Below are 23,113 nucleotides of genomic sequence, written 5' to 3' on the forward strand. Positions count from 1 at the left end.
GATTTAGCCCTCACGCTTAGAGTTGCGGCCTTTCTTCTTAGGTTGAGCAGGCGGAGCTTGCTCTTGAGTTGTAGGCAAACCGCCCAGAACTTCACCTTTGAAGATCCATACCTTCACACCAATAATACCGTAGGTAGTTGCAGCTTCTGAAGTTGCGTAATCGATATCTGCACGGAAAGTGTGCAGAGGTACGCGACCTTCACGGTACCATTCAGAACGAGCAATTTCTGCTCCGCCCAAACGGCCGCTTACTTCAACTTTAATACCCTTAGCACCAAGACGCATTGCGTTTTGTACCGCGCGCTTCATAGCACGACGGAACATTACACGACGTTCTAGCTGGCTAGAGATACTGTCGGCAACCAGTTGTCCGTCAAGCTCAGGCTTGCGAACTTCTGCAATGTTAATCTGAGCTGGCACACCGGCTAGCTTAGAAACATAGGCGCGAAGCTTCTCTACATCTTCACCTTTTTTACCGATTACAACGCCTGGACGAGCAGTGTGAATAGTCACACGGATGCTCTTAGCAGGACGCTCGATCACGATTTTAGAAAGTGAAGCGCTTTTAAGCTGTTTAGTCAGATACTTACGTACCTGATGATCGTTATACAGGTTATCCGCATAGTCACCAGTATTAGCGTACCAGGTAGAAGTCCATGGTTTACTGATACCCAGGCGTATACCTGTAGGATGTACCTTCTGTCCCATTATCTACTCCTAGTTATCCGCTACAACCACAGTGATGTGACTGCTACGCTTAAAGATACGATCTGCACGGCCTTTGGCACGTGGCTTGATACGTTTCATAGTTGGACCTTCGTCAACGAAAACTTTGGCAACGACTAATTCGTCGATGTCAGCGCCTTCATTGTGTTCTGCATTTGCAATCGCAGATTCCAAAACTTTCTTAACCAGCGCTGCGCTTTTCTTCGGGCTGTACGTAAGTAGCTCAAGAGCTTTCTCAACGTGCATACCGCGAATTTGATCCGCTACCAAGCGTGCTTTTTGAGCAGACGAGCGGGCAAAACGGTGTTTAGCTAATGCTTCCATTTATCCTACCCCTTATCGTTTGCTTTTCTTATCCGCGACATGGCCGCGGTAAGTACGCGTTGGCGCAAATTCGCCCAACTTGTGGCCGACCATTTCATCGCTGATGATGACTGGAACGTGCTGGCGACCGTTATGGACCGCAATGGTCAACCCAATCATATCTGGGATGATCATAGAACGACGAGACCAAGTCTTAATTGGTTTACGTTCGTTCTTTTCCACTGCAGCCTCTACCTTCTTCAGCAAGTGAAGGTCAATAAATGGACCCTTCTTGAGAGAACGTGGCATGGTGAATCCTCGCTGTTACTTATTACGACGACGTACGATAAGTTTATCGGTACGCTTGTTACTTCGGGTTTTCTTACCTTTAGTAGGAACACCCCAAGGAGATACTGGATGACGACCACCCGACGTGCGTCCTTCACCACCACCGTGTGGGTGGTCTACTGGGTTCATGGCAACACCACGAACTGTAGGACGAACACCACGCCAGCGGGTTGCACCGGCTTTACCCAGTGAACGCAGCATGTGCTCTGCATTGCCTACTTCACCAATGGTGGCGCGGCAATCAGATAGTACTTTACGCATTTCGCCAGAACGTAGACGCAAGGTAACGTAGTTTCCGTCACGTGCTAGGATCTGAGCATAAGCACCGGCAGAACGTGCAATTTGTGCACCTTTACCAGGCTTCATTTCAATTGCGTGTACAACAGAACCTACTGGGATATTACGCATTGGCAATGTGTTACCAGACTTGATCGGAGCATCCGAACCAGACTGGATTGCATCACCCGCTTTCATACCCTTTGGAGCCAGAATGTAACGACGCTCACCATCTGCATACAATACTAGTGCAATGTTAGCAGAACGGTTAGGATCGTATTCTAAACGCTCAACAGCGGCTGGAATGCCGTCTTTGTTGCGTTTAAAGTCAATCAAACGGTAGTGTTGTTTATGACCACCACCAATATGACGAGTTGTAATACGACCATGGTTGTTACGACCGCCAGATTTGCTGTTCTTTTCAAGCAAAGGTGCGTAAGGCGCGCCTTTGTGAAGGTCAGGGTTAGTAACCTGAACAACGTGACGACGACCGGCAGAAGTTGGCTTAGCTTTCAATAATGGCATTTCTAATCCCCTTCTTACTCAGCGCCACCGACAAAGTCGATGTCCTGACCTTCTTTAAGAACCACGTAGGCCTTTTTCCAGTCACTGCGTTTACCGAAAGACTGACCGTGACGCTTGGTTTTACCCTTAACGTTTACAGTACGAACACCTTCAACCTCAACTTCAAACAGTTTTTCAACTGCAGCTTTGATTTCAGCTTTGTTCGAATCTTTCGCTACTTTAAATACAACCGTGTTGCTTGCTTCAGCAGCCATAGTAGACTTTTCTGAAACATGCGGTGCTAAAAGCACCTTCAGTAGACGTTCTTCTTTCATGCTAACGCCTCCTCAAGTTGTTTAACCGCATCAGCTGTAATTAGCACTTTTTCAAATGCAATCAAACTTACTGGGTCGATGCCTGCAACATCACGTACGTCAACTTTGTACAAGTTGCGTGCCGCTAGGAACAAGTTCTCATCAACATCAGCAGTAACGATAAGAACATCATTTAGTTCATAGTCGTTAAGCTTAGCAATAAGTTCTTTTGTCTTAGGTGCTTCCACACCAAACTTCTCTACCACAACCAAACGGTCTTGACGGATTAGTTCAGACAAGATGCTTTTGATAGCACCACGATACATTTTCTTGTTAACTTTTTGATCAAAGTCACGAGGCTTGGCTGCGAATGCACGACCACCACCAACCCAAATTGGGCTTCGGATAGTACCAGCACGAGCACGGCCTGTGCCTTTTTGACGCCATGGCTTCTTACCACCACCACGTACTTCAGCGCGAGTCTTCTGCGCCTTTGTACCCTGACGAGCACCTGCACCGTAAGCTACAACGACTTGGTGTACCAAGGCTTCGTTGAATTCACGTCCAAAGGTCGCTTCGGATACTTCAAGAGCGCTTTGCGCATCTTTCAATGTTAATTCCATCAGTTCACTCCCCAGACGTTACGCTTTAACAGCTGGCTTAACGATTACATCGCCGCCAGTTGCGCCAGGTACGGCACCTTTAACAAGGATTAAGCTATTTTCTACGTCTACACGTACTACTTCCAAAGATTGGGTAGTCACTTGCTTGTTACCAAGCTGACCAGCCATTTTCTTACCTTTGAAAACTTTACCAGGTGATTGGTTTTGGCCAATCGAACCAGGTGCACGGTGAGACAAAGAGTTACCGTGAGTCATACGTTGTGAACTAAAGTTCCAACGTTTGATCGCGCCAGCAAAACCTTTACCTTTTGATGTACCAGTGACATCAATCTTTTTAGTGTCGTTAAAGATTTCAACAGTGATTTCACTGCCTACTTCAATATCGCCACCTTCGTTATCTTCCAGGCGGAATTCTACTAGAGCACGACCTGCTTCAACACCAGCTTTGGCAAAATGACCTGCTTCAGCTTTGTTAACGCGGTTCGTTTTCTTGCTTCCAGTAGTAACCTGAAGAGCGCGATAACCGTCAAGTTCTTCAGTACGTAACTGAGTCACACGGTTTGGGGTCGCTTCAATAACAGTCACAGGGATAGACGTACCATCTTCAGTGAAGATGCGAGTCATACCCACTTTACGACCGACTAGACCAATCGCCATTGTTATTACCCTCTCTTGTTAGCCCAGGCTGATTTGAACATCAACACCGGCAGCCAAGTCCAAACGCATCAACGCGTCAACTGTTTTATCAGTTGGCTCAATGATGTCTACTAAACGCTTGTGAGTACGAATCTCATATTGATCACGTGCATCTTTATTTACGTGAGGAGATGTCAATACTGTATAGCGTTCTTTGCGAGTAGGCAGAGGAATAGGACCGCTGACCTGAGCACCAGTACGTTTCGCCGTTTCAACGATTTCAGCCGTAGACTGATCGATCAACTTGTGATCAAACGCTTTCAAACGAATACGAATTCTTTGATTTGGCATCGATTAAGCTCCAATCGAAAGAACAAAAAAATTCACCTTTTCTCTTCCATTTTATTCTGGAAAGAAAAGATGTGCGTAAACCGATGGTTCCCAATTGGAACCCTGTTCTTTTTCCTAACACGCCTGTAGCAGTCTTATCTTATCGATTTCGCTTGCTACGCTGGCAACCACCCTAAAAGCAGTGAGGTCGCGGCTAGAAACATTGCCCTATTTGGGCAGTGGGCGCGAATTATACAGAAGGCAGGATACATTGCAACTGCTAGATCGCTTTTTGTACACATTAATTGCAAATATATGACTTTAGTACAGCTGCTTCTTTTTTATAGGTGATGTAAAGTTACGTTATTGTTGCACTACCTTAATGTAAGTTGTATTGCCGTTAATGCGCTATACCTATAAGGTGGTAAAACGTATGCCACAATGTTTAATCAAATTTGGATATAGCAGCGTTACGCTGTGCTAAGAGCACTATGGAAGTAGAAGACAGTCAGCATATTTTCACCCATGTTAAACGCATTCTGAATAATCACTCGTCTTTATTAGACGCTTACAGTTTGCTTGAGCCCATCATCCTTAACATGTTTGGTGCTACCCGTATGAGCATCTTTCAGCGTCGCCGACAACACCAAGACTTGGTCGCTCGGTTTAAAACGGGTAAAGAAACCTTAGAGATTAAAGTCCCTATAAGCCCTATGTCTATTGCAGGCTATGTTGCTATCTCACAACTGCCTTTACTCATAGCCGACCCTTATAACGCCGCTGAGCTGAAAGCTATTCATCCTCGTTTACGGTTTGCTGATAAATTCGATAAAGACAACGACTTCAAAACCACTAATATTTTGTGTGTGCCTATTCTTAATGCCGGCGTATTGATGGGCGTTATGCAAATTATCAATAAACAAAACGGCAGTTTTGATGATAATGATTTAGCGCGGGCAAACGACTTAGCATTAGTGTTAGGGGCTAAATTCCGTTATGAACTTGGTGGTACAAACAATCCATTTGATTCTTTATTACATAAAGGTTTAATAAACGAACCTGCATTAAAAGCACTGCTATCTACTTCTAAAGACACTCGCACTATCGTGCAAGGTTTGATGTCAGAGCATCGCGTTCCCGAGCATGAAATTGGGCATTCCCTTTCTATTCATTACCAGGTTCCCTTTATTGGTTATTTACCCGATAAGTACCATCGTTATGAAGGTGAAAGTAAACTAAACCTGTCTTATCTTAAACGTAACCATGTTGCGGTTATTTCTGATGTGGAAGGTAATCCCATTGTGTTAATGGCAGAGCCTAATAACGCGGCGCTGTTGATGGAAACGGAAAGCGCGTTGGGTATAGAGAGCTATGAAATTGCGGTTGGCCTACCTCACCACATACTACAGTATTTGGGTGAAGGTGGCGGCGGTGCTGCCCCAGGCGACATGAATGAAATTCTTGATGAGATTGGTTTATCAAGTGAGGAAAACGACGAGCTTGTCGATGAACTTTCCGACGATGCCCCTGCGGTAGTACGTTTGGTTAGTCGTGTATTACACGATGCAAAACGCCTTGGCGCATCTGATATTCATATCGACCCTGAGAAGAATGCCCCTACTCGCGTAAGAATGCGGGTTGATGGTGTGTGCCGAGATATGAACAAAGTGCCTAACTCACACCATAATGCGGTTATTGCCCGTATTAAAATTATGTCTAACCTAAACATTGCTGAAAAGCGTGTACCTCAAGACGGTAAGTTGGCGTTTAAGATGAATGGGCAACTGGTAGAAGTACGTGTTGCCACCATCCCTACGGTAGCCGGTGAAGGGGTGGTGATGCGTTTGCTAGCGTCAGGTGGCGCTATGCCCATTGAGAAAATGAATCTAGCGCCTACCAATTTGAAGCGCTTAGAAGACATGATTAAAAAACCACATGGCATCTTGTTAGTAGTAGGGCCAACAGGTTCCGGTAAAACCACGACCTTGCATGCTATTTTGGGTTACCTCAACACCCCAGAAAAGAAAATATGGACAGCAGAAGACCCGGTAGAGATTACTCAACCCGGTTTACAGCAGGTTCAGGTAAGCCCCAAAATAGGCTTCACATTTGCTAACGCCCTACGGGCATTTTTGCGTGCCGACCCCGATATTATTCTTATAGGTGAGATGCGTGATAAAGAAACAGCTCATGCTGGCATTGAAGCCTCGCTTACTGGCCACTTAGTGTTATCTACCCTGCATACCAACTCTGCCCCAGAGACCATTACCCGTTTGTTAGATTTGGGGCTAGATCCTGTGAACTTCTCTGATGCCTGTGTAGGTATATTAGCCCAGCGTCTTATTCGTACCCTTTGTGGTAAGTGTAAGGAAGAGTATGTGGCAAGTGATACTGATATGGCCTTCATTGAAAGGCAGTACGGCGCGCAGATGCTAGATGAATTAGCGTTGCCTACTCCGCTCAAACTCTACAGGGCAAAAGGCTGTGAAGAATGTGGCAACACAGGCTACAAAGGCAGAACAGGGGTTCATGAACTACTTGGAATGACGCCTGAACTACGCTCTTTGGTTTACAAAGAAGCCAGTGTTGCAGAAATGAAAAAACAAGCCACCCAAGACGGTATGCGAACCTTAGTACAAGATGCTATTTTCAAAGTCATTAAGGGCGATACCGACATTCCACAAGTACAAATTGTGGGTGGCGACTAACCACGAAATATTTACTAACAATCTAAATTTGAAGATTTAGCTGTAACAGTATTAAATAATGCTAATACATCTATTACTTAAGGAATGGAAACCAATATGAAGGCAATAGTTTTTGCGTTGTTATTCACAGGCACACTAATATCAACGGCGGCTGACGCCCAATCACGAACCAAAGATCACATGTGGAAAACTGAATATCTTTCGATTGTTGAAAGTGGGTTGTTCGCATTAAAAGCTGAAAATTATGAAGAAGCCTATACTAAATTATTAGAAGGCGCGAAATTAGGTAATAAATCATCTCAGTATTACTTAGCTCAAATGTATTTTCAGGGGTGGGGTATCGAGCCTAATTATGAAGAGGGTTGGCTGTGGTTAAAAGTCGCTATGGAACAAAAAACCGCGGAGTGGAATCGTTCTTTTCGCTCTATTCGCGATGCTTTGCCTGAAGATTTTAGAACTGCGATGGAGCCTTTCGTAGATGAACACATTGCACTGTACGGTGCTAAAGCGCAAGACTTGCGCTGCGAAAAACGTGCGGCAATTGGCTCTAACATTAAAGAGATAATCTGCTCTAAGCGATTCTATTAATTTATCCGTTACGCTACAAAAAAGCCCGATGTTTCATCGGGCTTTTTACTTTGACTCGCCAGTATACTAAAACGCTAAACGCCGCTGTTTATCCAATCCCTATTTCTTCAAGTATTGACGAATTACATAGTGCAAAATACCGCCATTTTCGAAATACGTGAATTCGTTCGATGTATCGATTCGAATATCCATCGAGAATGTTTGTGATTCGCCTGCATCAGACGTTACGGTGACATCCACGTCTTTTTGGTCACGGCTTACTGCACCAATTGAGAAAGTTTCATTACCTTTAATTCCTAAGCTACTCGCACTGTCGCCTGGCTTAAACTGCAACGGTAAGATACCCATACCAATGAGATTTGAACGGTGAATACGTTCATAGCTTTCTACCATGACTGCTTTTACACCCATTAGTGATGGACCTTTCGCAGCCCAATCTCGACTAGAGCCTGTACCGTATTCTTTCCCACCTACAACAACCGCAGCAACACCCTCATCTTGATAACGCATGGCCGCATGGTATATCGACATGGCATCACCACTAGGATAATGCGTGGTAGCACTGCCGGTAGTGCCGGGTGCTAACTGGTTTTTTAGGCGCACATTCGCAAAGGTACCTCGCATCATGACTTCGTGGTTACCGCGACGTGAACCGTATGAATTGAAATCTTTGGTATTTACGCCTTCTGCTTGCAAATACTCGCCTGCAGGGCTGTCTGGCGCTATCGCGCCTGCCGGAGAGATGTGGTCGGTGGTAATTGAATCGCCCACTTTCACCAAACATCTCGCGTTCTCGATAGCACTAAGTGCTTCGGGTTCTTCGCCCATTGTTTGGAAAAATGGCGGATGTTTAATATAGGTAGAGTTAGGCCAATCGTATACCGATGTTGAACTTACCGTTAGGTCATTCCACACACCACTGCCTTTAAATACGTCGGCGTATTTTGCTTTAAAGATGTCACTGGTGACATGTTCAGCTATATGGCTTTGAATTTCATCTTCACTAGGCCAAATATCTTTCAAATACACTGGCTCGCCATTGTTGCCCAACCCTAGTGGCTCTTTAGTAATATCAATATTCATATTACCCGCTAAGGCATAAGCGACAACTAATGGTGGCGACGCTAAATAGTTGGCCGCAACATCTGAATGAATACGCCCCTCGAAGTTCCGGTTACCTGACAATACAGAGGTAACAGTAAGCTTGGCCTTTTTAATTGCATCGCTAATAGCATCTGGCAAGGGTCCTGAGTTACCAATACAGGTAGTGCAACCGTAACCCACAAGGTTGAAACCGAGAGCTTCTAGTGGGTCCATCAAGTTTGCATCTTCAAGGTACTGAGTTACCACCTGCGAGCCTGGGGCTAAAGACGTTTTTACCCAAGGCTTACGGGTTAAGCCTTTTTCCGCCGCTTTTTTCGCTAGTAACCCTGCTCCAATAAGCACCGAAGGGTTTGATGTGTTGGTACAACTCGTAATGGCCGCAATAACAATGGCACCATCTTCTAAGTTAAATTTATTACCACGGAATTCTACATACGAATCATGCTCTTCATTGACTTCAGGTACTGCACCGCCTTCGGCGACAAATTCAGTTTCTTCGTCTAGCACTTTCACATCAATCTGCGAGCGATGCCATTCATTAAATGCTTTTGCAGCGTTATCTAGTGCAATTCTATCTTGAGGGCGTTTTGGCCCTGCAATCGAGGGGACAACATCGTTTAAGTCTAACTCTAACGTTTCGTGATATTCGGCATCTTTAGTAAAGTCATCGTGCCATAGCGAACTTTCTTTCGCATACGCTTCAACAAGTTTAATTTGCGACTCGTCACGCCCAGTCAAGCGCAGGTAATCGAGCGCAACTTCATCAATAGGGAAAATACCGCAGGTTGCGCCGTATTCCGGTGCCATATTGGCAATAGTGGCACGATCGGCTGTAGTTAAGTGCTTCAAGCCTGGACCATAGAATTCTACGAACTTACCCACAACCCCATGTGCTCGTAGTTGCTGGGTAATTGTCAGCACCATATCCGTTGCTGTCACGCCGGTCGGCAATTCACCGTCTAAACGAAACCCAACAACTTTTGGTAGAAGCATGGTAACGGGTTGGCCTAACATCGCCGCTTCAGCTTCAATACCGCCTACGCCCCAACCTAGAACGCCAAGGCCGTTGATCATGGTGGTGTGAGAATCGGTACCTACTAACGTGTCAGGATACACCAAGGTGTCATCATCCTCTTGTTTCGTGAAGGCAACACGTGCAAGGTATTCAAGGTTAACTTGGTGGACTATTCCTCGACCTGGAGGCACAACTTTGAAGTTGTCGAAGCTAGATTGCCCCCACTTTAAAAATTGGTAGCGCTCTTTATTACGCTCTATTTCAACGTCAGTGTTTTTCTCTAACGCGTTTTCTTCTGCAAAGAAATCAACCATTACTGAATGGTCAATAACTAACTCTACGGGATTTAGCGGATTAATAGTTTGAGCATCGCCGCCTAACTTATTCACTGCATCTCGCATAGCGGCCAAATCAACAATAGCTGGCACACCAGTGAAATCTTGCAAGATCACGCGGGCAGGAACGAAAGATACTTCATGCTCAACGTGATTCTCTGTATTCCACGTGGCAACTTGTTCAATGTCATCACTGGTAACAAACTCTTCAGTTTCATGACGAAGTAAGTTTTCAAGAAGAATTTTAATACAATACGGTAATCGGTCGAGCGCAAAGTTCTCATTTACTTTGTCAAAGCTAATTGCCTTGAAGGAATTGCCATCGACATCGATATTAGAAAAAGATTGATATTTCACGCGCTCACCATCCTTATTTGCCTGTCATAAATATAGTTCTAGGAGCAAGTCAGGAAGCGCTTTTACTAGATGAATTGCAGTGCCATTTCGCACTTCTATTTCGCCTTAGAAGGAATTAGCGCTCCTAACTACTCTCACTTATAGCTGTATACGGTAACAATGTGAAAAAAAGTTCATGTTGATTTCACACCGTTAGCCAAGCAGTTTATGTTGATACTAAAAGGGTCTGCATTACTATTTGGCTAGTCTTACCTGTTAAACTTGGCTTTTCGAAACTGGATTTTTCGTTGCCGATCAACGATGATAGCGATCATCTTTTTTCGTATCCGTCTGACGCACCATTTCATTGGCATTCGTTGGGCATTTTCACTTTAACGCCGCAGGTAACCTTACTATGTATAAACTGGTACTTATTCGTCATGGAGAAAGTCAGTGGAACCTTGAAAATCGTTTCACTGGTTGGCACGACGTTGATTTAACTGACACAGGTGTCGCACAAGCTAAAACCGCTGGTCAGTTAATGAAGGACGCAGGTTTTGAATTCGATCAGGCTTACACGTCTGTATTGCTTCGTGCTATCAAAACATTGAATATCTCTTTGGAAGAAATGGGTCAACATTACCTACCTGTTGAACGTCACTGGCGTTTGAACGAGCGTCACTACGGTGCGCTTACAGGGTTAGACAAAGCTGAAACGGCTGCTAAGCATGGTGAAGAGCAAGTTAAAGTTTGGCGTCGTAGTTTCGATATTCCACCACCAGCCGTAGATACTGACAGCGAACACTTCCCAGGAGTCGATCGTCGTTACAGCAACGTTGATGCCGAGATTCTTCCTCGCGGTGAAAGCTTGAAGATGACCATCGAGCGTGTACTACCTTACTGGCACGATGTTATTCGCCCAGACATTCAAGCTGGCAAGCGCGTTATTATCGCGGCTCACGGCAACAGCCTTCGTGCATTGGTTAAATACTTAGATGGCATGTCTGATGAAGACGTACTAAGCCTAAATATTCCAACTGGCGTACCTTTGGTCTACGAGCTAGACGAAAACTTGAAGCCTATCTCTAAAGAGTACTTGGGCGATCCAGAAGCGATTAAAGCGATGATGGATGCCGTTGCTAAGCAAGGCAAAGCTAAGTAGTCGATAGGTAATTATTAGAAAGCTAACGCTGACTATTAGAGCCACGACTAAAGAGCCGCAAACGTTGTTTGCGGTTTTTTTATATCTATTAGTCTCTTAAATACACTTCTCAAATCATTTCTTTTTTCTACCATTATCATTGTTACTAATTTGTAAACACATGCTATTCCCATTACATTGCCATCAGGCTCAGTTTTTTCAGCAGGTGTACAATGCAGGTGTCGGTCTTCAAATCAGCCAATAAACTTATTACAGGTGAAGGGGCGTTAGCGAGCCTTGCTCATGAGCTTTCAAGATTGAATATAAAAGCACCTGCCATTATTACCGATAAGGGCGTAAGCCAATCTGGTGCACTTAGCCATGTTACCAATGTGCTGAATTGCGAATGCCCTATTGTGATAGACGATATTCCTCCTGAACCTGAAATAAGTGTTATTGAGCAAAGGCTTGCTCGACTAAAACAACATAAGGTAGACGGAATTATTGCCGTTGGCGGTGGTAGCGCAATAGACAGCGCTAAAGTACTTGCGGCTACGTTTGATTACACGGGAAATATTGCAGACTTGTTTGGCGAGAACTTGGTTGCAGGCCGCGCATTACCCCTTATTGCCATTCCTACCACGGCGGGCACGGGTTCAGAAGTGACCAATATTGCCATACTAGCCGACCCTATCGCGCACGTTAAAAAAGGCATTGTGAGCGACCACCTATTACCCGATGTGGCCATAGTAACGCCTGAAATGACATTAAGCTGCCCCAAACACATTACTGCCGCCAGTGGGGTAGATGCATTTGTGCATGCTCTGGAGGCCTACTTGTCCGTTAATGCCAGCCCTATTACTGACGCGTTGGCCAGCAAGGCGATGACACTTATCTTTCATTCACTTCCTGTCGCCTATGCAAACGGCCACGATGTTAAAGCACGGGAAGACATGGCAACCGGAAGTTTAATGGCAGGGTTAGCGTTTGGTAACGCAGGCGTGGGAGCGGTGCATGCGCTTGCTTATCCGCTTGGCGGTCGCTTTCATTTGTCCCACGGTATGAGCAATGCAGTTATGTTGCCCCATGTTATGCGCTGGAATATAGGGGCATGCCAACAGCGCTTTATTGATGTGGCGGGCTTTTTACATTTACCCGTTGCCAATAAAAGTCAGTTAGAGATTGCTAATCAGGTAGTGGATGCCATTGAAGCGCTGTGCAGAAAAGTAGAGATCCCCGCTACACTACGTGATTTTGATATTAGCGAAGATGCTATTCCCTTGTTGGCAGAAGAAGCGAGCAAAGTCACCCGTTTACTACGCAACAACCCAAGAGTACTAAGCAAACAAGATATCGTGCAGATATATACAGAAGCCTTTTAACCCCCAACCTAATGCTAATACTTCAACCGTTAGCATCCTGGTCTGCTTTGTTAACTCTACTGTTAAATGCAATATTGAACGATTTATAAAACGATGTGTATAAGTTCAATGTGAGCTTAATGGGCTTAGCTCTAGCTAACGCTTCCCTTTTCAAAAGCAAGGTTGAACCTAATGAGTCAAAAGAATAGTAAATTGCTGTATATAGCAGGAGCATTTGTTTTGTTATGCTCTTTTTCTGGGGCTAGCGTAGCCCAAGATAATCAGCATGGCCCTCGCCCTGATGGCCCGCCCCCCATGAAGTCGACACCTGAAAGTGAAGCTATTCAAGCAAGGTTAGGTGACACTAGCACCCTTATGGGCTCCGTCCCTATTCCTGTGTCAGTGGAAAACTGCAATAGCGATACTGGCGTAACCCGCTTGGTTTGCCTTGCCGATAATTTAAAAGGCAGTGCATCAGAAGAGATACTTGAGCTACTTCAAAAATGAATACTCGGTAGAGGATGCTAAAAAGTGGAGTAATCTCCCCGCTGGCGCATTCCCTTCTAGACCGGGGGTATTTTTAGGTGAATTCGACGTAGAGCAGCGCGGCGTTGTAAAAGCAATTTTAATGGAAGCCGCGAGTTTAACTGAAAACGAGGGTTTCGATGAAATTGTCCAAACGCTAAATGCGGATGACTACATTGGCACAGTGAGTGACGATTACAAAGCGGGTTACTCATCATTCAATGGTAAAATTGCTTTTATTGGTACGCCCTCCACTACCGATTTATGGCAGCTTTATTACGGCGGGCATCATTTTGCCTTTTCTAACACCTACAACGAAGGGCAACTTGTAGGCGCTACCCCGTCTTTTCGTGGTATTGAACCCTTTCCTGCATTTGAAATGAATGGCAGAACCAACAAACCTCTTCTTCAAGAAAGAGATACCTTTGCAACACTTTTGAATGCATTAACCTCTTCTCAACAATCGAAAGCCCGGCTTGAAGGCACTTACAGAGATATTCTTGCGGGCCCCCAGGCTGACGATGCCATTCCAAGTACCCAAGAAGGCTTGGCAGTATCAGAACTAGATGATAGACAACAAGCATTGTTGCTAGACGCTATTCGCACCTATGTGGGGGATATTAACGACGCAGACGCTCAACGATTCATGGCAAAATATACCGCTGAGTTAGACCAAACCGTATTGGGCTTTTCTGGCACTGCTGACCTTAATAGTGAAGATGATTATGTGCGGGTGCATGGCCCTTCACTATGGATAGAGTTTTCACTTCAATCGAATAAGTCGACCAATACTGTTGGCAATCACCCTCATTCGGTGTGGCGCGATATCACACTAGATTACGGAGGCCAAGATCAGTGATATTGCGTGCATTGGCGCGGGTTTTAATGAGTAACTGGCAGCGTACTTATTTTTTCAGAGAACGATAACCAACTATCTCTTATCGTTACTTTCTCTTTGGATGACTTAGTTATCGTGGAACCAGAGTTTGAACGCTTAGCTAATGTTGCCATTGATGCTTCGCTGCCAGAACAAGAATTAGCTACGCTTCGCCGCTATATTAAGCCTCACATTGCATTATCACAAACCTCGAAGCCGCTTTCACTAAGGGTAACAAATGCGTCTATAGCCGAAGCGAGCAATGAGCATATTGGTAAGTTTTCTCAAGTTAAAGTGAATATTGTTACCAACCTAAACGATCCGACTAGCATGCTACCAATTACGTTAAATTACGATTTACTGATGCATGAAATTAGAAGCCACAGGGCAACAGTGTATTGGCAAAGCAATAATGGGGAGCTTAAGGGTATAGTGGATTTTGGGTATAAGTTGGTTGGTGGCAACCCACAAGTCTATGAATTAATGCGTCCCTAACAGATTGCTCACATCTTTGTCTGGCGTGCCCTAGAACGAATACAAGGGCAATGATTGCCCTTGTATTACCCACATGTTATTTCAGTAATAACCGCTAAGTTTTCAATAATCTTAGCTATTTAGTTGGTTAACTATAGCCTCTGCAACAGCATGAGCACTTGCTGGATTTTGACCCGTGATAACGCGCTCATCTTCTATAACATGTACATTCCACGGCTGAACTTTGCTGAATTTAGCAGCTTTACGAGCTAATGCTTCTTCAAGTAAAAACGGAATATCGTTAATAGTGCCGTAATCCACTTCTTCTTCGCGGGTGAAACCGGTAACTGTTTTGCTCGCAATTAAGTCTTCGCCATTACTAAGCTTAATAGGCAATAGAGCCGCTGGGCCGTGACATACGGCGCCAATAATACCGCCGTTTTCATAATGGGCAGCAGACAACTTGGCAAAGTCTTCGTTGCTTGCTAAGTCTGACAATAAACCAAAGCCACCTGGATAGAACACCGCATCATAATCATCAATGTTCACGTTTGACACGCTCACGCTGTTGCTGGTGCGCTGTTTAAAGTCTTCGTTATTTAACACGGCGGCATTAACATCGTCACCTTCGATATCGGTACCGTAAATAGGGATAGCACCACCATTGATAGACGCGATATCGTAATCTATGCCGTGTTTATTAAAAACATCGATTGCATGGGTGATCTCCGGCGAATAAGTACCGTTCGCTTGGTCAGTAGTTCCTAGTGTTGCGTGGTTTGTTACTGGGATAAGTATCTTTTTCATGGGTTCTTCCTATGCGTAAGGCACATTAGCTGCGCCGTAGTAATCATGTGCATACACTATAGAATATCCCTGATAACTTGATAATATGCTAAATAGTTAAATCACTATTGCCATATAGCAACAATGATAATCTCTAAAACGTAAAATGAATCTACAACACCGCGAAGTTGAATAAATGGAAAGTTAAGATGGAAAGCTTTGAAGGCATTATAGAATTTGTAGCGGTAGCCGAGCGCAAAGGCTTTTCAGCTGCGGCCAAGCAACTAGGTTGCAGTACCAGCCACATCAGCAGGCAAGTTGCGCGTCTTGAAGAGCGAGTTGGCTGTGTTTTATTGGCTCGCTCTACCCGCCAAGTGAATTTAACCGAAAACGGCGCACTTTATTACCAGCACGCTAAAGACTTGCTTATTGGCCTTCAACAAGCCAATGAGCAGGTGAGCCTTCAACAGGTAACACTTGATGGCGTTCTACGAGTAAGCTCCGCTGGCGGGTTTGCCGAGCACGCCGTGGCACCCGCATTAATGCAGTTTGCGTTAGCGCATCCAGAGCTTACTGTGGATATGGACTTTAATAGTCGCATGGTTAATTTTGTGGAAGACGATGTAGACTTTGTTATTCGCTATGGAGAACTGGCCGACTCAAGTTTAATAGCACGTAAACTGATTGAAAGACCCATGATGGCCGTTGCCACCCGGGATTATTTATCGCAATTTGGCGAACCCTCCCACCCCAGTGAATTGAAAAAACATAGCTGCGTGATTTCTAACAACGATGTATGGAAGTTTTCAGAAAATGGAAAGCTTGAGAATATAAAGGTGAAAGGCCGCTGGCGCAGTAATAACGCAAATGCGGTACTTGCCGCGTGTGAGCAGGGTTTGGGTATTGGCTATATGCCTAAAAGCACGTTTAGTGCGTCGGTTGAGGCGGGAAGACTACAGCCTATATTACAGCCTTACTGGGGCGACGGGGCAAGCAGTTGGATTGTATATCAGAACAAACGCTTCATGCCGCTTAGGGTTCGAATGGCCATTGATTATTTGGTGCAATACTTCACTGATTGGGAAGACAAGGCGCTTTAAAAATTTATAAAGATGCTAATAAAAAACTGCCAGCAGGTTTATCATGAAAACCTGCTGGCAGTATGTACTGATTGTTATATAGCGCTTCGCTGTTTATCAGCAAAAAACTTGCGCTTATTACTTACAGCTCTCGCACCCACATGTTTCTAAAGCTGACTAAGTTACCATGATCTTGAAGCTGAATAGGCTCACAACCATGGGCTTTATATTTAGGTGCACCTATCCACTCGGTAGTGCCCTGAATCTCTACATGGTTTTGCACCACCACGCCGTTGTGAATAACGGTTACGTACCCTGGTGATTCAAGCAAGTCACCATCGAATACCGGCGCTTTATATATAATATCGTATTCTTGCCATTCACCAGGCGCGCGCATAGCGTTTACCAGTGGAATAGTTTGCTTATACACACTGCCCGCCTGCCCATTTGGGTAAGTGGCATTATTGTAAGAATCTAGCACCTGGATTTCATAGCGTTGCTGAAAGAAAATCCCGCTATTATTTCGCTGCTGCCCTTCCATACCAGGCTCCGGCTGCGGTACTTTCCACTCTACGTGAAGCTGCACATCACAAAAGCCTTGTTTGGTTTTAATATCGCCGGTGCCTGGCTTTACGGTTAGTTCACCGTTTGCGAAATCCCACTTGGCCTCACCGCCTTTTACCGACGTCCACGCCGACATATCGCTTGCTAATAAAGGGATAGCGTCAGAAGGAACTTCGTTCTTTTTAGCACTGACCACGGCGGGTACTGGCTCCCACACTTCTGTTTTGGCCGCTTGCTTGCTGCGCTCAAGTCGCTCTGCATCATCAGCGAAAGCTAAAGGTGCCATTGATGCCACGAGTAGAGCAGCTAATGCAATTTGAGCGCCCGCTTTTAAAGAAAAGCGGGAGTTAGACGCCGCCACTTTAGGCCCCAATTCAGGAGCCGCGTTTTTGTATAATGTCATGTATTTTCCCTGCACAATTTATCTATTATCCAACTGATATATAGCCGCTAAACTTGACCGGCTGCCCAGTGATTTTCCGTTCGCGCCCTATAAGGGTTAATTTTGCTTATCACCATCAGTAGCAAACGGTGTGATTCGTGAAAGCCTTAAGTCGCCCACGCCTTGTCGCCTTTTTCGTAAGGCAGCTCACCATTGTAGTAACCGGGAATGGCCACATAGCGTAGCACCTTGGTGGCGCCTACCTGCGAAGTGAAAAAGGTATACAAAGTAAGTTGTTTTAGTAACGTGAAATAGTGCGGGATCGGGCCTTCACTGCCGGGCTCCCATTGGCTCGGTTTTGCTGTTGGAATACCGTTGCTAATACCTTCTGTCAAATTAGCGGCTTTCGCTTCTGTATCTAACTTTGTAAACAAGGTTTCGCGCTGCGTACTACTTAATAGCAGGAAGTCTTTTTTAAATGCTTCATTGCTACGAACATTAATTGCCTTAATGCCCTCTTTAAATGCTTTTTGTAACTTCGGGGTATAACAATCGGCAACAATCACCGGAATAACCAAGCCGACATTGGCGGCTTTTGCTCCAGGTGTATCAGTTTGCGGAATAATGACTTCCGCCATTTCGTTAATGAGAGCCACATCTTCCTTTGAAAACCCGGTTTCAGACAAAGGCACAGGGGCAACAATGTCGTAAGCAAGCGCTTTACCACCCACAAGGGCAGTACCTGTGGCGGTAGCAATGAGTTTTAATAGGTCTCTACGTTCCATTACAAGTTCCTCCGCTTTAACTCTTCTACGGCAAAGCTAGCCGCGCGAGCGGTAAGTGCCATATAGGTAAGTGATGGGTTTACACAACTTGCCGATGTCATACATGCACCGTCGGTAACAAAAACATTGGGCGCGTCCCATACTTGGTTGTGACCGTTTAGCACTGAGGTTTTAGCATCTCGGCCCATACGTGCAGTACCCATTTCATGTATACCCATGCCTGGTGCGTAGTCTGCATCCCAGCCATTCACGCTTTTAAGCCCAGCAGCCTCAAACATATCTATGGCGTCTTGCTGCATGTCTTTACGCATTTTCAGTTCGTTTTCTTTTATCTCAACATCCATCGCGAGTACGGGCAAACCCCATTTGTCTTTTACTTCTTTGTTCAGATAAATGCGATTTGAATGGTCAGGCAACATTTCACCAAAGGCAGTCATGCCTATTGTCCAACCACCGGGTTCTGACATAGCCTCTTTTAAGCCTGCACCAACGCCTAACTCGGCCACATCTTGTCGCCAACCTGAGCGGCTAGCGCCACCTTGATAACCAAACCCACGCAAGTAATCTCGTTTGTCATCGCCCCAATTTCTAAAGCGCGGAACATAGAAGCCACTTGGGCGGCGACCGTATGTATATTTGTCGTCGTAGCCTTCAACTTGTGCTGAGGCGCCTACCCGGAAATGGTGATCCATCACGTTATGACCTAATTCACCGCTGCTGCTACCTAAACCGCCATCCCATACATCGGTGGCAGAGTTCATAAGCAACCACGATGAATTAAATGCAGAGGCATTCACAAACACGATTTTGCTTTTGAAAACGTATGTTTCGTTGGTTTCAGCATCAATAATTTCAACGCCAGTGGCGCGCTTCTTGTCTTTATCAAACAAGATTTCTTTCACAATAGAGAAAGGGCGAAGCGTTAAGTTACCGGTTTTCATTGCTGCAGGAAGCGTTGAAGACTGAGTACTGAAATAGCCACCAAATGGACAGCCCAACCAGCACTTATTACGGTACTGACAATTTGCACGTCCGTGTTCTGGCTTCGGCTCTGTCATGTTTGAGGTGCGACCGGGAATAATATGGCGAGCACCGCTATAGGCTTTTTGTACTCGTGCAGCCACGTCTTTTTCAACGCAGTTTAGTGCCATAGCAGGCTGGTAGATGCCGTCGGGTAACACGTCTAAACCATCACGGTTTCCGCTAATACCAGCAAACTTTTCTACGTAGTCATACCAAGGGGCTAAATCTTCGTAACGAATAGGCCAATCTACCGCTACGCCTTCTTTACCATTCGCTTCAAAGTCGGCTTTGTTTAATCGGTAACTCTGACGGCCCCAAGTAAGCGAGCGACCACCGACGTGATAGCCTCGAAACCAATCAAAACGCTTATCTTCTGTGTAGGGGTTTTCTACCTCGTTAGCCCACATGCCTTTAGTAGACTCATTCAGCGGGTAATCTCGCTTAAGTACAGGGTAATCAACTTTCATCGCCTGCGTAGGCAAGTCGCGATGTGGGTAGTCCCACGCTTCTTTGTGTGCGTTTTTGTAGTCTTTAATGTGCTCGATGTTTTTACCGCGCTCAAGCATTAGCACTTTTAGGCCTTTCTCGGTGAGCTCTTTGGCTGCCCAGCCTCCGCTAATACCTGAACCTACTACGATTGCGTCGTACTCGTTCGTCGCCATGTTATGTCCCCTTAAACACGTACTTCATGTATGGTGTTTTCTTGTAAAGTCATACGTCGCAGATACTGATCGCTTCTTTAAGCGACTCAATTCTGCCTGCTTTTGTATCTGGTGTTGGAATAAACTCTTGCGCTAAATACCCATCGAAACCTGTTTCTAAAATGGCCTTAGCAATGGCTGGATAATACAGCTCTTGAGTACTATCAATTTCATTACGGCCTGGCACACCGGCGGTGTGATAGTGACCAAAATAAGGATGAAAATCGCGAATGGTGCGAATAATATCGCCTTCGTTAATTTGCATATGATAGATGTCGTACAGCAATGAAAAGTGCTTACTATTAAGGCGTTTGCACAGCTGAACACCCCATTTTGAACTATCGGCCATATAATCTGGGTGATCTATTTTGCTATTAAATAGCTCCATAAAGATCACCACGCCACGCTTCTGTGCATGAGGTAAAATGCGTTTTAAACCCGCCACCGCATTATCTAGCCCTTCCTCTTTGCTCATTCCGCGTGCATTGCCACTAAAACAAATTAGGTTGGTGTAACCAGCATCTGCCACTAGGTCGATATGCTTTAAGTATCGCGCTTCTAATTCGTCGTGCAGTTCACTGTGAATGAAGCCATCTTCAAGGCTAATTTCAGCGCCATTGCACATAGAAGAATCAATACCGTACTGTTTCAGTACAGGCCAATCTTCCGGCCCCACCAAATCAATAGCCGCGAAGTTAAGTTGCTTCACGGTTTTACATAACGCTTCAATGGAGAGGTCGCCGTAAGTCCAGCGACTAACAGAATGATTAATATTGCCTTTTAGCGATGATTGTTTCATGCCGTGCTCTGATGGATTGGCTGTAGCATTGGTTGCTGTATTCCCTGCTGCATTGGCTGCATGAGCGCTGTTAAACGCAGAAGGTGCCAATACACCAGCGCCCGTTAGCGCCATTGCTTTCATTAAGCTACGTCTGCTTTCGTTATGCATTGGTGCTAACCTTTTCTGACTTAAACAACATCAAGAAAATAATTAATACAACAGCCGCAAAGCCTGCTGGGAATAGCCAGATATCTTGCCAACTGTGAGATGTTGCCGTGGTGTACTCATCAGTTATTTTTCCAGCTACGGCAAAACCAATCAGCATACCTACCCCGTAAGTGGCCAAGGTTATCAGCCCTTGAGCTGCGCTTTTGATGCGGTCACCCGCTTTGGCATCGGTATAAATTTGCCCTGACACAAAGAAAAAGTCGTAGCAAATACCGTGTAAGGCGATACCCACTATCAGCATAAACAGCCCTTCGTCTGCATTACCAAAGGCGAATAAGGCATACCGTATTACCCATGCCGCCATGCCAATTAGTAAGGTAGCTTTAATGCCAAACTTGTTAAGAAAAACAGGTAGAGCCAGCATGAATAACACTTCAGAAACCTGACCTAGCGTCATTTTTCCTGTGGCATTTTCAACACCAATTTCCGTTAAGAACGGATTGGCATTTTGGTAGTAAAACGCAAGAGGAATACAAATAAGTACAGAGGATAAAAAGAAGATAAAGAAGTTCTTATCTTTAAGTAACGCTAGCGCATCTAACCCCAACACATCGCGCAAGCCAGTCTTTTGGCCTGCCGCTTTTGGCGGTGTTGCGGGTAAGGTAAAGCTGAATATACCTAATGCTAACGACGCTATTGCACATAACATAAAGGTGTTTCTAAGCATGCCATCAGCAATTGCTGATGTGGAATCCCAAGAAAACACGTAACTAATAAGTAAGCCCGCAACAATCCAGCCCACGGTGCCCCACACACGAATTTTACCGAACTCTTTTGAAGGGTTTGTCATTTGGCCAAAAGCCACTGAATTCACCAATGCAAGGGTTGGCATATACGCAATCATGTAGCCTAGTACGTACGGGTAAAAGGTGGTGAAATCACCCGCCTGATACATCATGTACATCAGCACCGCGCCACACAAATGCAGCACACCCAAAATACGTTCAGCGTTAAAGAAGCGGTCGGCAATTAGCCCCACGATAAAAGGCGCAATAATCGCGCCCCAACTTTGGGTAGAGAATGCCATTCCCATTTGGCTACCACTGGCCGATAAGGTGCTGGCTAAGTACGTTCCCAAGGTGACAAACCAGCCGCCCCAAATAAAGAACTGTAAAAACATCATGGTGCTAAGACGTAGGGTTATCATGATTCTTATTATCCTGTGTCAGCGGGGCAGCGTTATTCGCTTATGCCCAAAATGCGGTTGTTTTTCGTTTCACTTACCTCGCCACCGGCGAAATCATCGAACGCGTAGCGGGTTGGCTGAATAATATGCTCAGCAATAAAAGGCGCACCTTCAGCGGCACCTTGCGCTGAATCTTTTAAACAGCATTCCCATTCGAGCACAGCCCATCCGCTAAATCCGTATTGAGTCAGTTTGCTGAAAATGCCTTTGAAATCGACTTGTCCATCGCCAAGAGAACGAAAACGCCCTGGGCGGTCTTTCCAATCTTGGTAACCACCGTAAACACCACTTCTGCCATTTGGGTTGAACTCGGCATCTTTCACATGAAACATTTTTATACGGCTGTGGTATCTGTCGATAAAGTCGAGATAATCAAGCTGCTGTAGCACAAAGTGACTGGGGTCGAACAAAATATTGGCACGAGGATGGTTATCTACTGCGGCCAAAAACATCTCGAAGGTAGCGCCATCATGCAAATCTTCACCGGGGTGAATTTCATAACATACATCTACCCCAGCCTCATCGAAGGCATCTAGAATAGGTAACCAACGCTTGGCTAGCTCGGCAAACCCTTGCTCAACTAACCCAGCAGGACGCTGCGGCCATGGGTACACCAAATGCCACATCAAGGCACCCGAGAAGGTAGCGTGGGCGTTTAGACCTAAGCGTTTACTGGCAATAGCTGCACACTTAAGCTGGTTCACCGCCCATTCAGTACGTGCTTTGGGGTTACCGTGTAGATGTGCTGGCGCGAAGTTATCAAATAGCTCATCGTACGCAGGATGTACCGCTACCAACTGCCCCTGCAAGTGCGTTGATAACTCGGTAATTTCTACGTCTGCTGCTCTACAGGTAGCAGCAATTTGGTCACAGTATTCTTGGCTTTCTGCTGCTTTTTCTAAATCGAAAAGTGCCGGATCGGTAGGCACTTGAATGCCTTTATACCCCAATGAGGCGGCCCACTTGGCCATGTTTTCAAGTGTATCGAAGGGGGCTTCTTTACCCATAAATTGGGCTAAAAAGACGGCAGGGCCTTTAATTGGTTTTGCTTCGTTTGCTTGTTGTTCCATTGCC

General features: G+C 45.4%; 24 protein-coding genes. 8 read left to right on the plus strand and 16 right to left on the minus strand.

Going from position 1 to position 23,113, the window contains the following annotated elements:
• Positions 1-3 precede the first annotated feature (3 nt).
• Genes rpsC through rpsJ form a run of 8 tightly spaced genes read right to left on the minus strand, consistent with a single transcriptional unit; the run spans position 4 to position 4,081 of the window.
• Positions 4-708: a 30S ribosomal protein S3 gene (rpsC, locus tag AMBT_RS16250; RefSeq protein ID WP_013785729.1), complete on the minus strand. Its 705-nt coding sequence runs from the start codon at positions 706-708 to the stop codon at positions 4-6.
• A 9-nt stretch (positions 709-717) separates the two neighbouring features.
• A complete protein-coding gene (gene rplV, locus AMBT_RS16255; protein WP_013785730.1) occupies positions 718-1,050 on the minus strand; it encodes a 50S ribosomal protein L22 in 333 nt (110 codons plus the stop codon).
• Positions 1,051-1,062: 12 nt separating this feature from the next.
• Positions 1,063-1,338, minus strand: a complete 276-nt coding sequence (rpsS, locus tag AMBT_RS16260) for a 30S ribosomal protein S19 (RefSeq protein WP_013785731.1) — start codon at positions 1,336-1,338, stop codon at positions 1,063-1,065.
• Positions 1,339-1,353: 15 nt separating this feature from the next.
• Positions 1,354-2,178, minus strand: a complete 825-nt coding sequence (rplB, locus tag AMBT_RS16265; protein WP_013785732.1) for a 50S ribosomal protein L2 — start codon at positions 2,176-2,178, stop codon at positions 1,354-1,356.
• Between the two features lie 14 nt (positions 2,179-2,192).
• The gene (gene rplW / locus AMBT_RS16270; protein ID WP_013785733.1) at positions 2,193-2,492 is read right to left on the minus strand and encodes a 50S ribosomal protein L23; all 300 of its coding nucleotides are present in this window, start codon (positions 2,490-2,492) and stop codon (positions 2,193-2,195) included.
• Positions 2,489-3,094, minus strand: a complete 606-nt coding sequence (gene rplD / locus AMBT_RS16275; protein WP_013785734.1) for a 50S ribosomal protein L4 — start codon at positions 3,092-3,094, stop codon at positions 2,489-2,491. Before rplD ends, rplW begins: the two co-directional genes overlap by 4 nt.
• Before the next feature lie 18 nt (positions 3,095-3,112).
• Positions 3,113-3,751, minus strand: coding sequence for a 50S ribosomal protein L3 (gene rplC / locus AMBT_RS16280; RefSeq protein ID WP_013785735.1), 639 nt, complete (start codon positions 3,749-3,751; stop codon positions 3,113-3,115).
• An 18-nt stretch (positions 3,752-3,769) separates the two neighbouring features.
• A complete protein-coding gene (gene rpsJ / locus AMBT_RS16285; protein ID WP_006012796.1) occupies positions 3,770-4,081 on the minus strand; it encodes a 30S ribosomal protein S10 in 312 nt (103 codons plus the stop codon).
• Positions 4,082-4,551: 470 nt separating this feature from the next.
• On the opposite strand from rpsJ, the gene AMBT_RS16290 reads away from it, so the two are divergent.
• Positions 4,552-6,768, plus strand: coding sequence for a GspE/PulE family protein (locus AMBT_RS16290; protein ID WP_013785736.1), 2,217 nt, complete (start codon positions 4,552-4,554; stop codon positions 6,766-6,768).
• A gap of 96 nt (positions 6,769-6,864) precedes the next feature.
• Positions 6,865-7,356, plus strand: coding sequence for an SEL1-like repeat protein (locus tag AMBT_RS16295; protein ID WP_013785737.1), 492 nt, complete (start codon positions 6,865-6,867; stop codon positions 7,354-7,356).
• A 99-nt stretch (positions 7,357-7,455) separates the two neighbouring features.
• Here AMBT_RS16295 and acnA read toward each other — a convergent pair whose 3' ends face one another.
• Entirely contained in the window at positions 7,456-10,167 is a 2,712-nt protein-coding gene (gene acnA / locus AMBT_RS16300) for an aconitate hydratase AcnA (protein ID WP_013785738.1), read from the minus strand.
• 394 nt (positions 10,168-10,561) lie between these two features.
• Here acnA and gpmA point away from each other — a divergent pair, with 394 nt between their 5' ends.
• From gpmA to AMBT_RS16320, 5 genes are all read left to right on the plus strand, one after another.
• Complete coding sequence (gene gpmA / locus AMBT_RS16305) at positions 10,562-11,308, plus strand: 2,3-diphosphoglycerate-dependent phosphoglycerate mutase (RefSeq protein ID WP_013785739.1); 747 nt, start codon at positions 10,562-10,564, stop codon at positions 11,306-11,308.
• Between the two features lie 212 nt (positions 11,309-11,520).
• Complete coding sequence (locus AMBT_RS16310) at positions 11,521-12,669, plus strand: iron-containing alcohol dehydrogenase (protein ID WP_013785740.1); 1,149 nt, start codon at positions 11,521-11,523, stop codon at positions 12,667-12,669.
• Between the two features lie 171 nt (positions 12,670-12,840).
• Positions 12,841-13,155 (plus strand): hypothetical protein, encoded by a 315-nt coding sequence (locus AMBT_RS21985; RefSeq protein WP_013785741.1) that lies wholly within the window; start codon positions 12,841-12,843, stop codon positions 13,153-13,155.
• Positions 13,136-14,032, plus strand: a complete 897-nt coding sequence (locus tag AMBT_RS16315) for a DUF3500 domain-containing protein (RefSeq protein WP_013785742.1) — start codon at positions 13,136-13,138, stop codon at positions 14,030-14,032. The genes AMBT_RS21985 and AMBT_RS16315 overlap by 20 nt, the downstream gene beginning before the upstream one ends.
• Before the next feature lie 114 nt (positions 14,033-14,146).
• Positions 14,147-14,545 carry a hypothetical protein gene (locus tag AMBT_RS16320; RefSeq protein ID WP_013785743.1) on the plus strand — a complete coding sequence of 133 codons (399 nt, stop codon included), beginning with the start codon at positions 14,147-14,149 and terminating at the stop codon, positions 14,543-14,545.
• Positions 14,546-14,656: 111 nt separating this feature from the next.
• Here the strand turns inward: AMBT_RS16320 and AMBT_RS16325 are convergent, their stop codons facing one another.
• Positions 14,657-15,331 (minus strand): type 1 glutamine amidotransferase domain-containing protein, encoded by a 675-nt coding sequence (locus AMBT_RS16325; protein WP_013785744.1) that lies wholly within the window; start codon positions 15,329-15,331, stop codon positions 14,657-14,659.
• A 188-nt stretch (positions 15,332-15,519) separates the two neighbouring features.
• Between AMBT_RS16325 and AMBT_RS16330 the strand changes: the two genes are divergently transcribed.
• On the plus strand, positions 15,520-16,410 hold the full coding sequence (locus tag AMBT_RS16330; protein ID WP_013785745.1) for a LysR family transcriptional regulator: 891 nt from the start codon (positions 15,520-15,522) through the stop codon (positions 16,408-16,410).
• Between the two features lie 121 nt (positions 16,411-16,531).
• On the opposite strand, the gene AMBT_RS16335 is transcribed toward AMBT_RS16330, so the two are convergent.
• The 6 genes from AMBT_RS16335 to AMBT_RS16360 all read right to left on the minus strand — a co-directional run bounded on the left by AMBT_RS16335 (position 16,532) and on the right by AMBT_RS16360 (position 23,109).
• Positions 16,532-17,239 (minus strand): 3-keto-disaccharide hydrolase, encoded by a 708-nt coding sequence (locus AMBT_RS16335; RefSeq protein WP_148259192.1) that lies wholly within the window; start codon positions 17,237-17,239, stop codon positions 16,532-16,534.
• A 263-nt stretch (positions 17,240-17,502) separates the two neighbouring features.
• Entirely contained in the window at positions 17,503-18,120 is a 618-nt protein-coding gene (locus AMBT_RS16340) for a gluconate 2-dehydrogenase subunit 3 family protein (RefSeq protein ID WP_013785747.1), read from the minus strand.
• Complete coding sequence (locus tag AMBT_RS16345) at positions 18,120-19,805, minus strand: GMC oxidoreductase (RefSeq protein ID WP_013785748.1); 1,686 nt, start codon at positions 19,803-19,805, stop codon at positions 18,120-18,122. The genes AMBT_RS16340 and AMBT_RS16345 overlap by 1 nt, the downstream gene beginning before the upstream one ends.
• Before the next feature lie 49 nt (positions 19,806-19,854).
• Positions 19,855-20,793 (minus strand): hydroxypyruvate isomerase family protein, encoded by a 939-nt coding sequence (locus AMBT_RS16350; protein WP_013785749.1) that lies wholly within the window; start codon positions 20,791-20,793, stop codon positions 19,855-19,857.
• A complete protein-coding gene (locus AMBT_RS16355) occupies positions 20,786-22,000 on the minus strand; it encodes a nucleoside permease (RefSeq protein ID WP_013785750.1) in 1,215 nt (404 codons plus the stop codon). Before AMBT_RS16355 ends, AMBT_RS16350 begins: the two co-directional genes overlap by 8 nt.
• Before the next feature lie 32 nt (positions 22,001-22,032).
• Positions 22,033-23,109, minus strand: coding sequence for a sugar phosphate isomerase/epimerase family protein (locus AMBT_RS16360; protein WP_013785751.1), 1,077 nt, complete (start codon positions 23,107-23,109; stop codon positions 22,033-22,035).
• Between the last annotated feature and the right edge of the window lie 4 nt (positions 23,110-23,113).

The organism is Alteromonas naphthalenivorans (genome assembly GCF_000213655.1).
Taxonomy (GTDB): Bacteria; Pseudomonadota; Gammaproteobacteria; order Enterobacterales; family Alteromonadaceae; genus Alteromonas; species Alteromonas naphthalenivorans.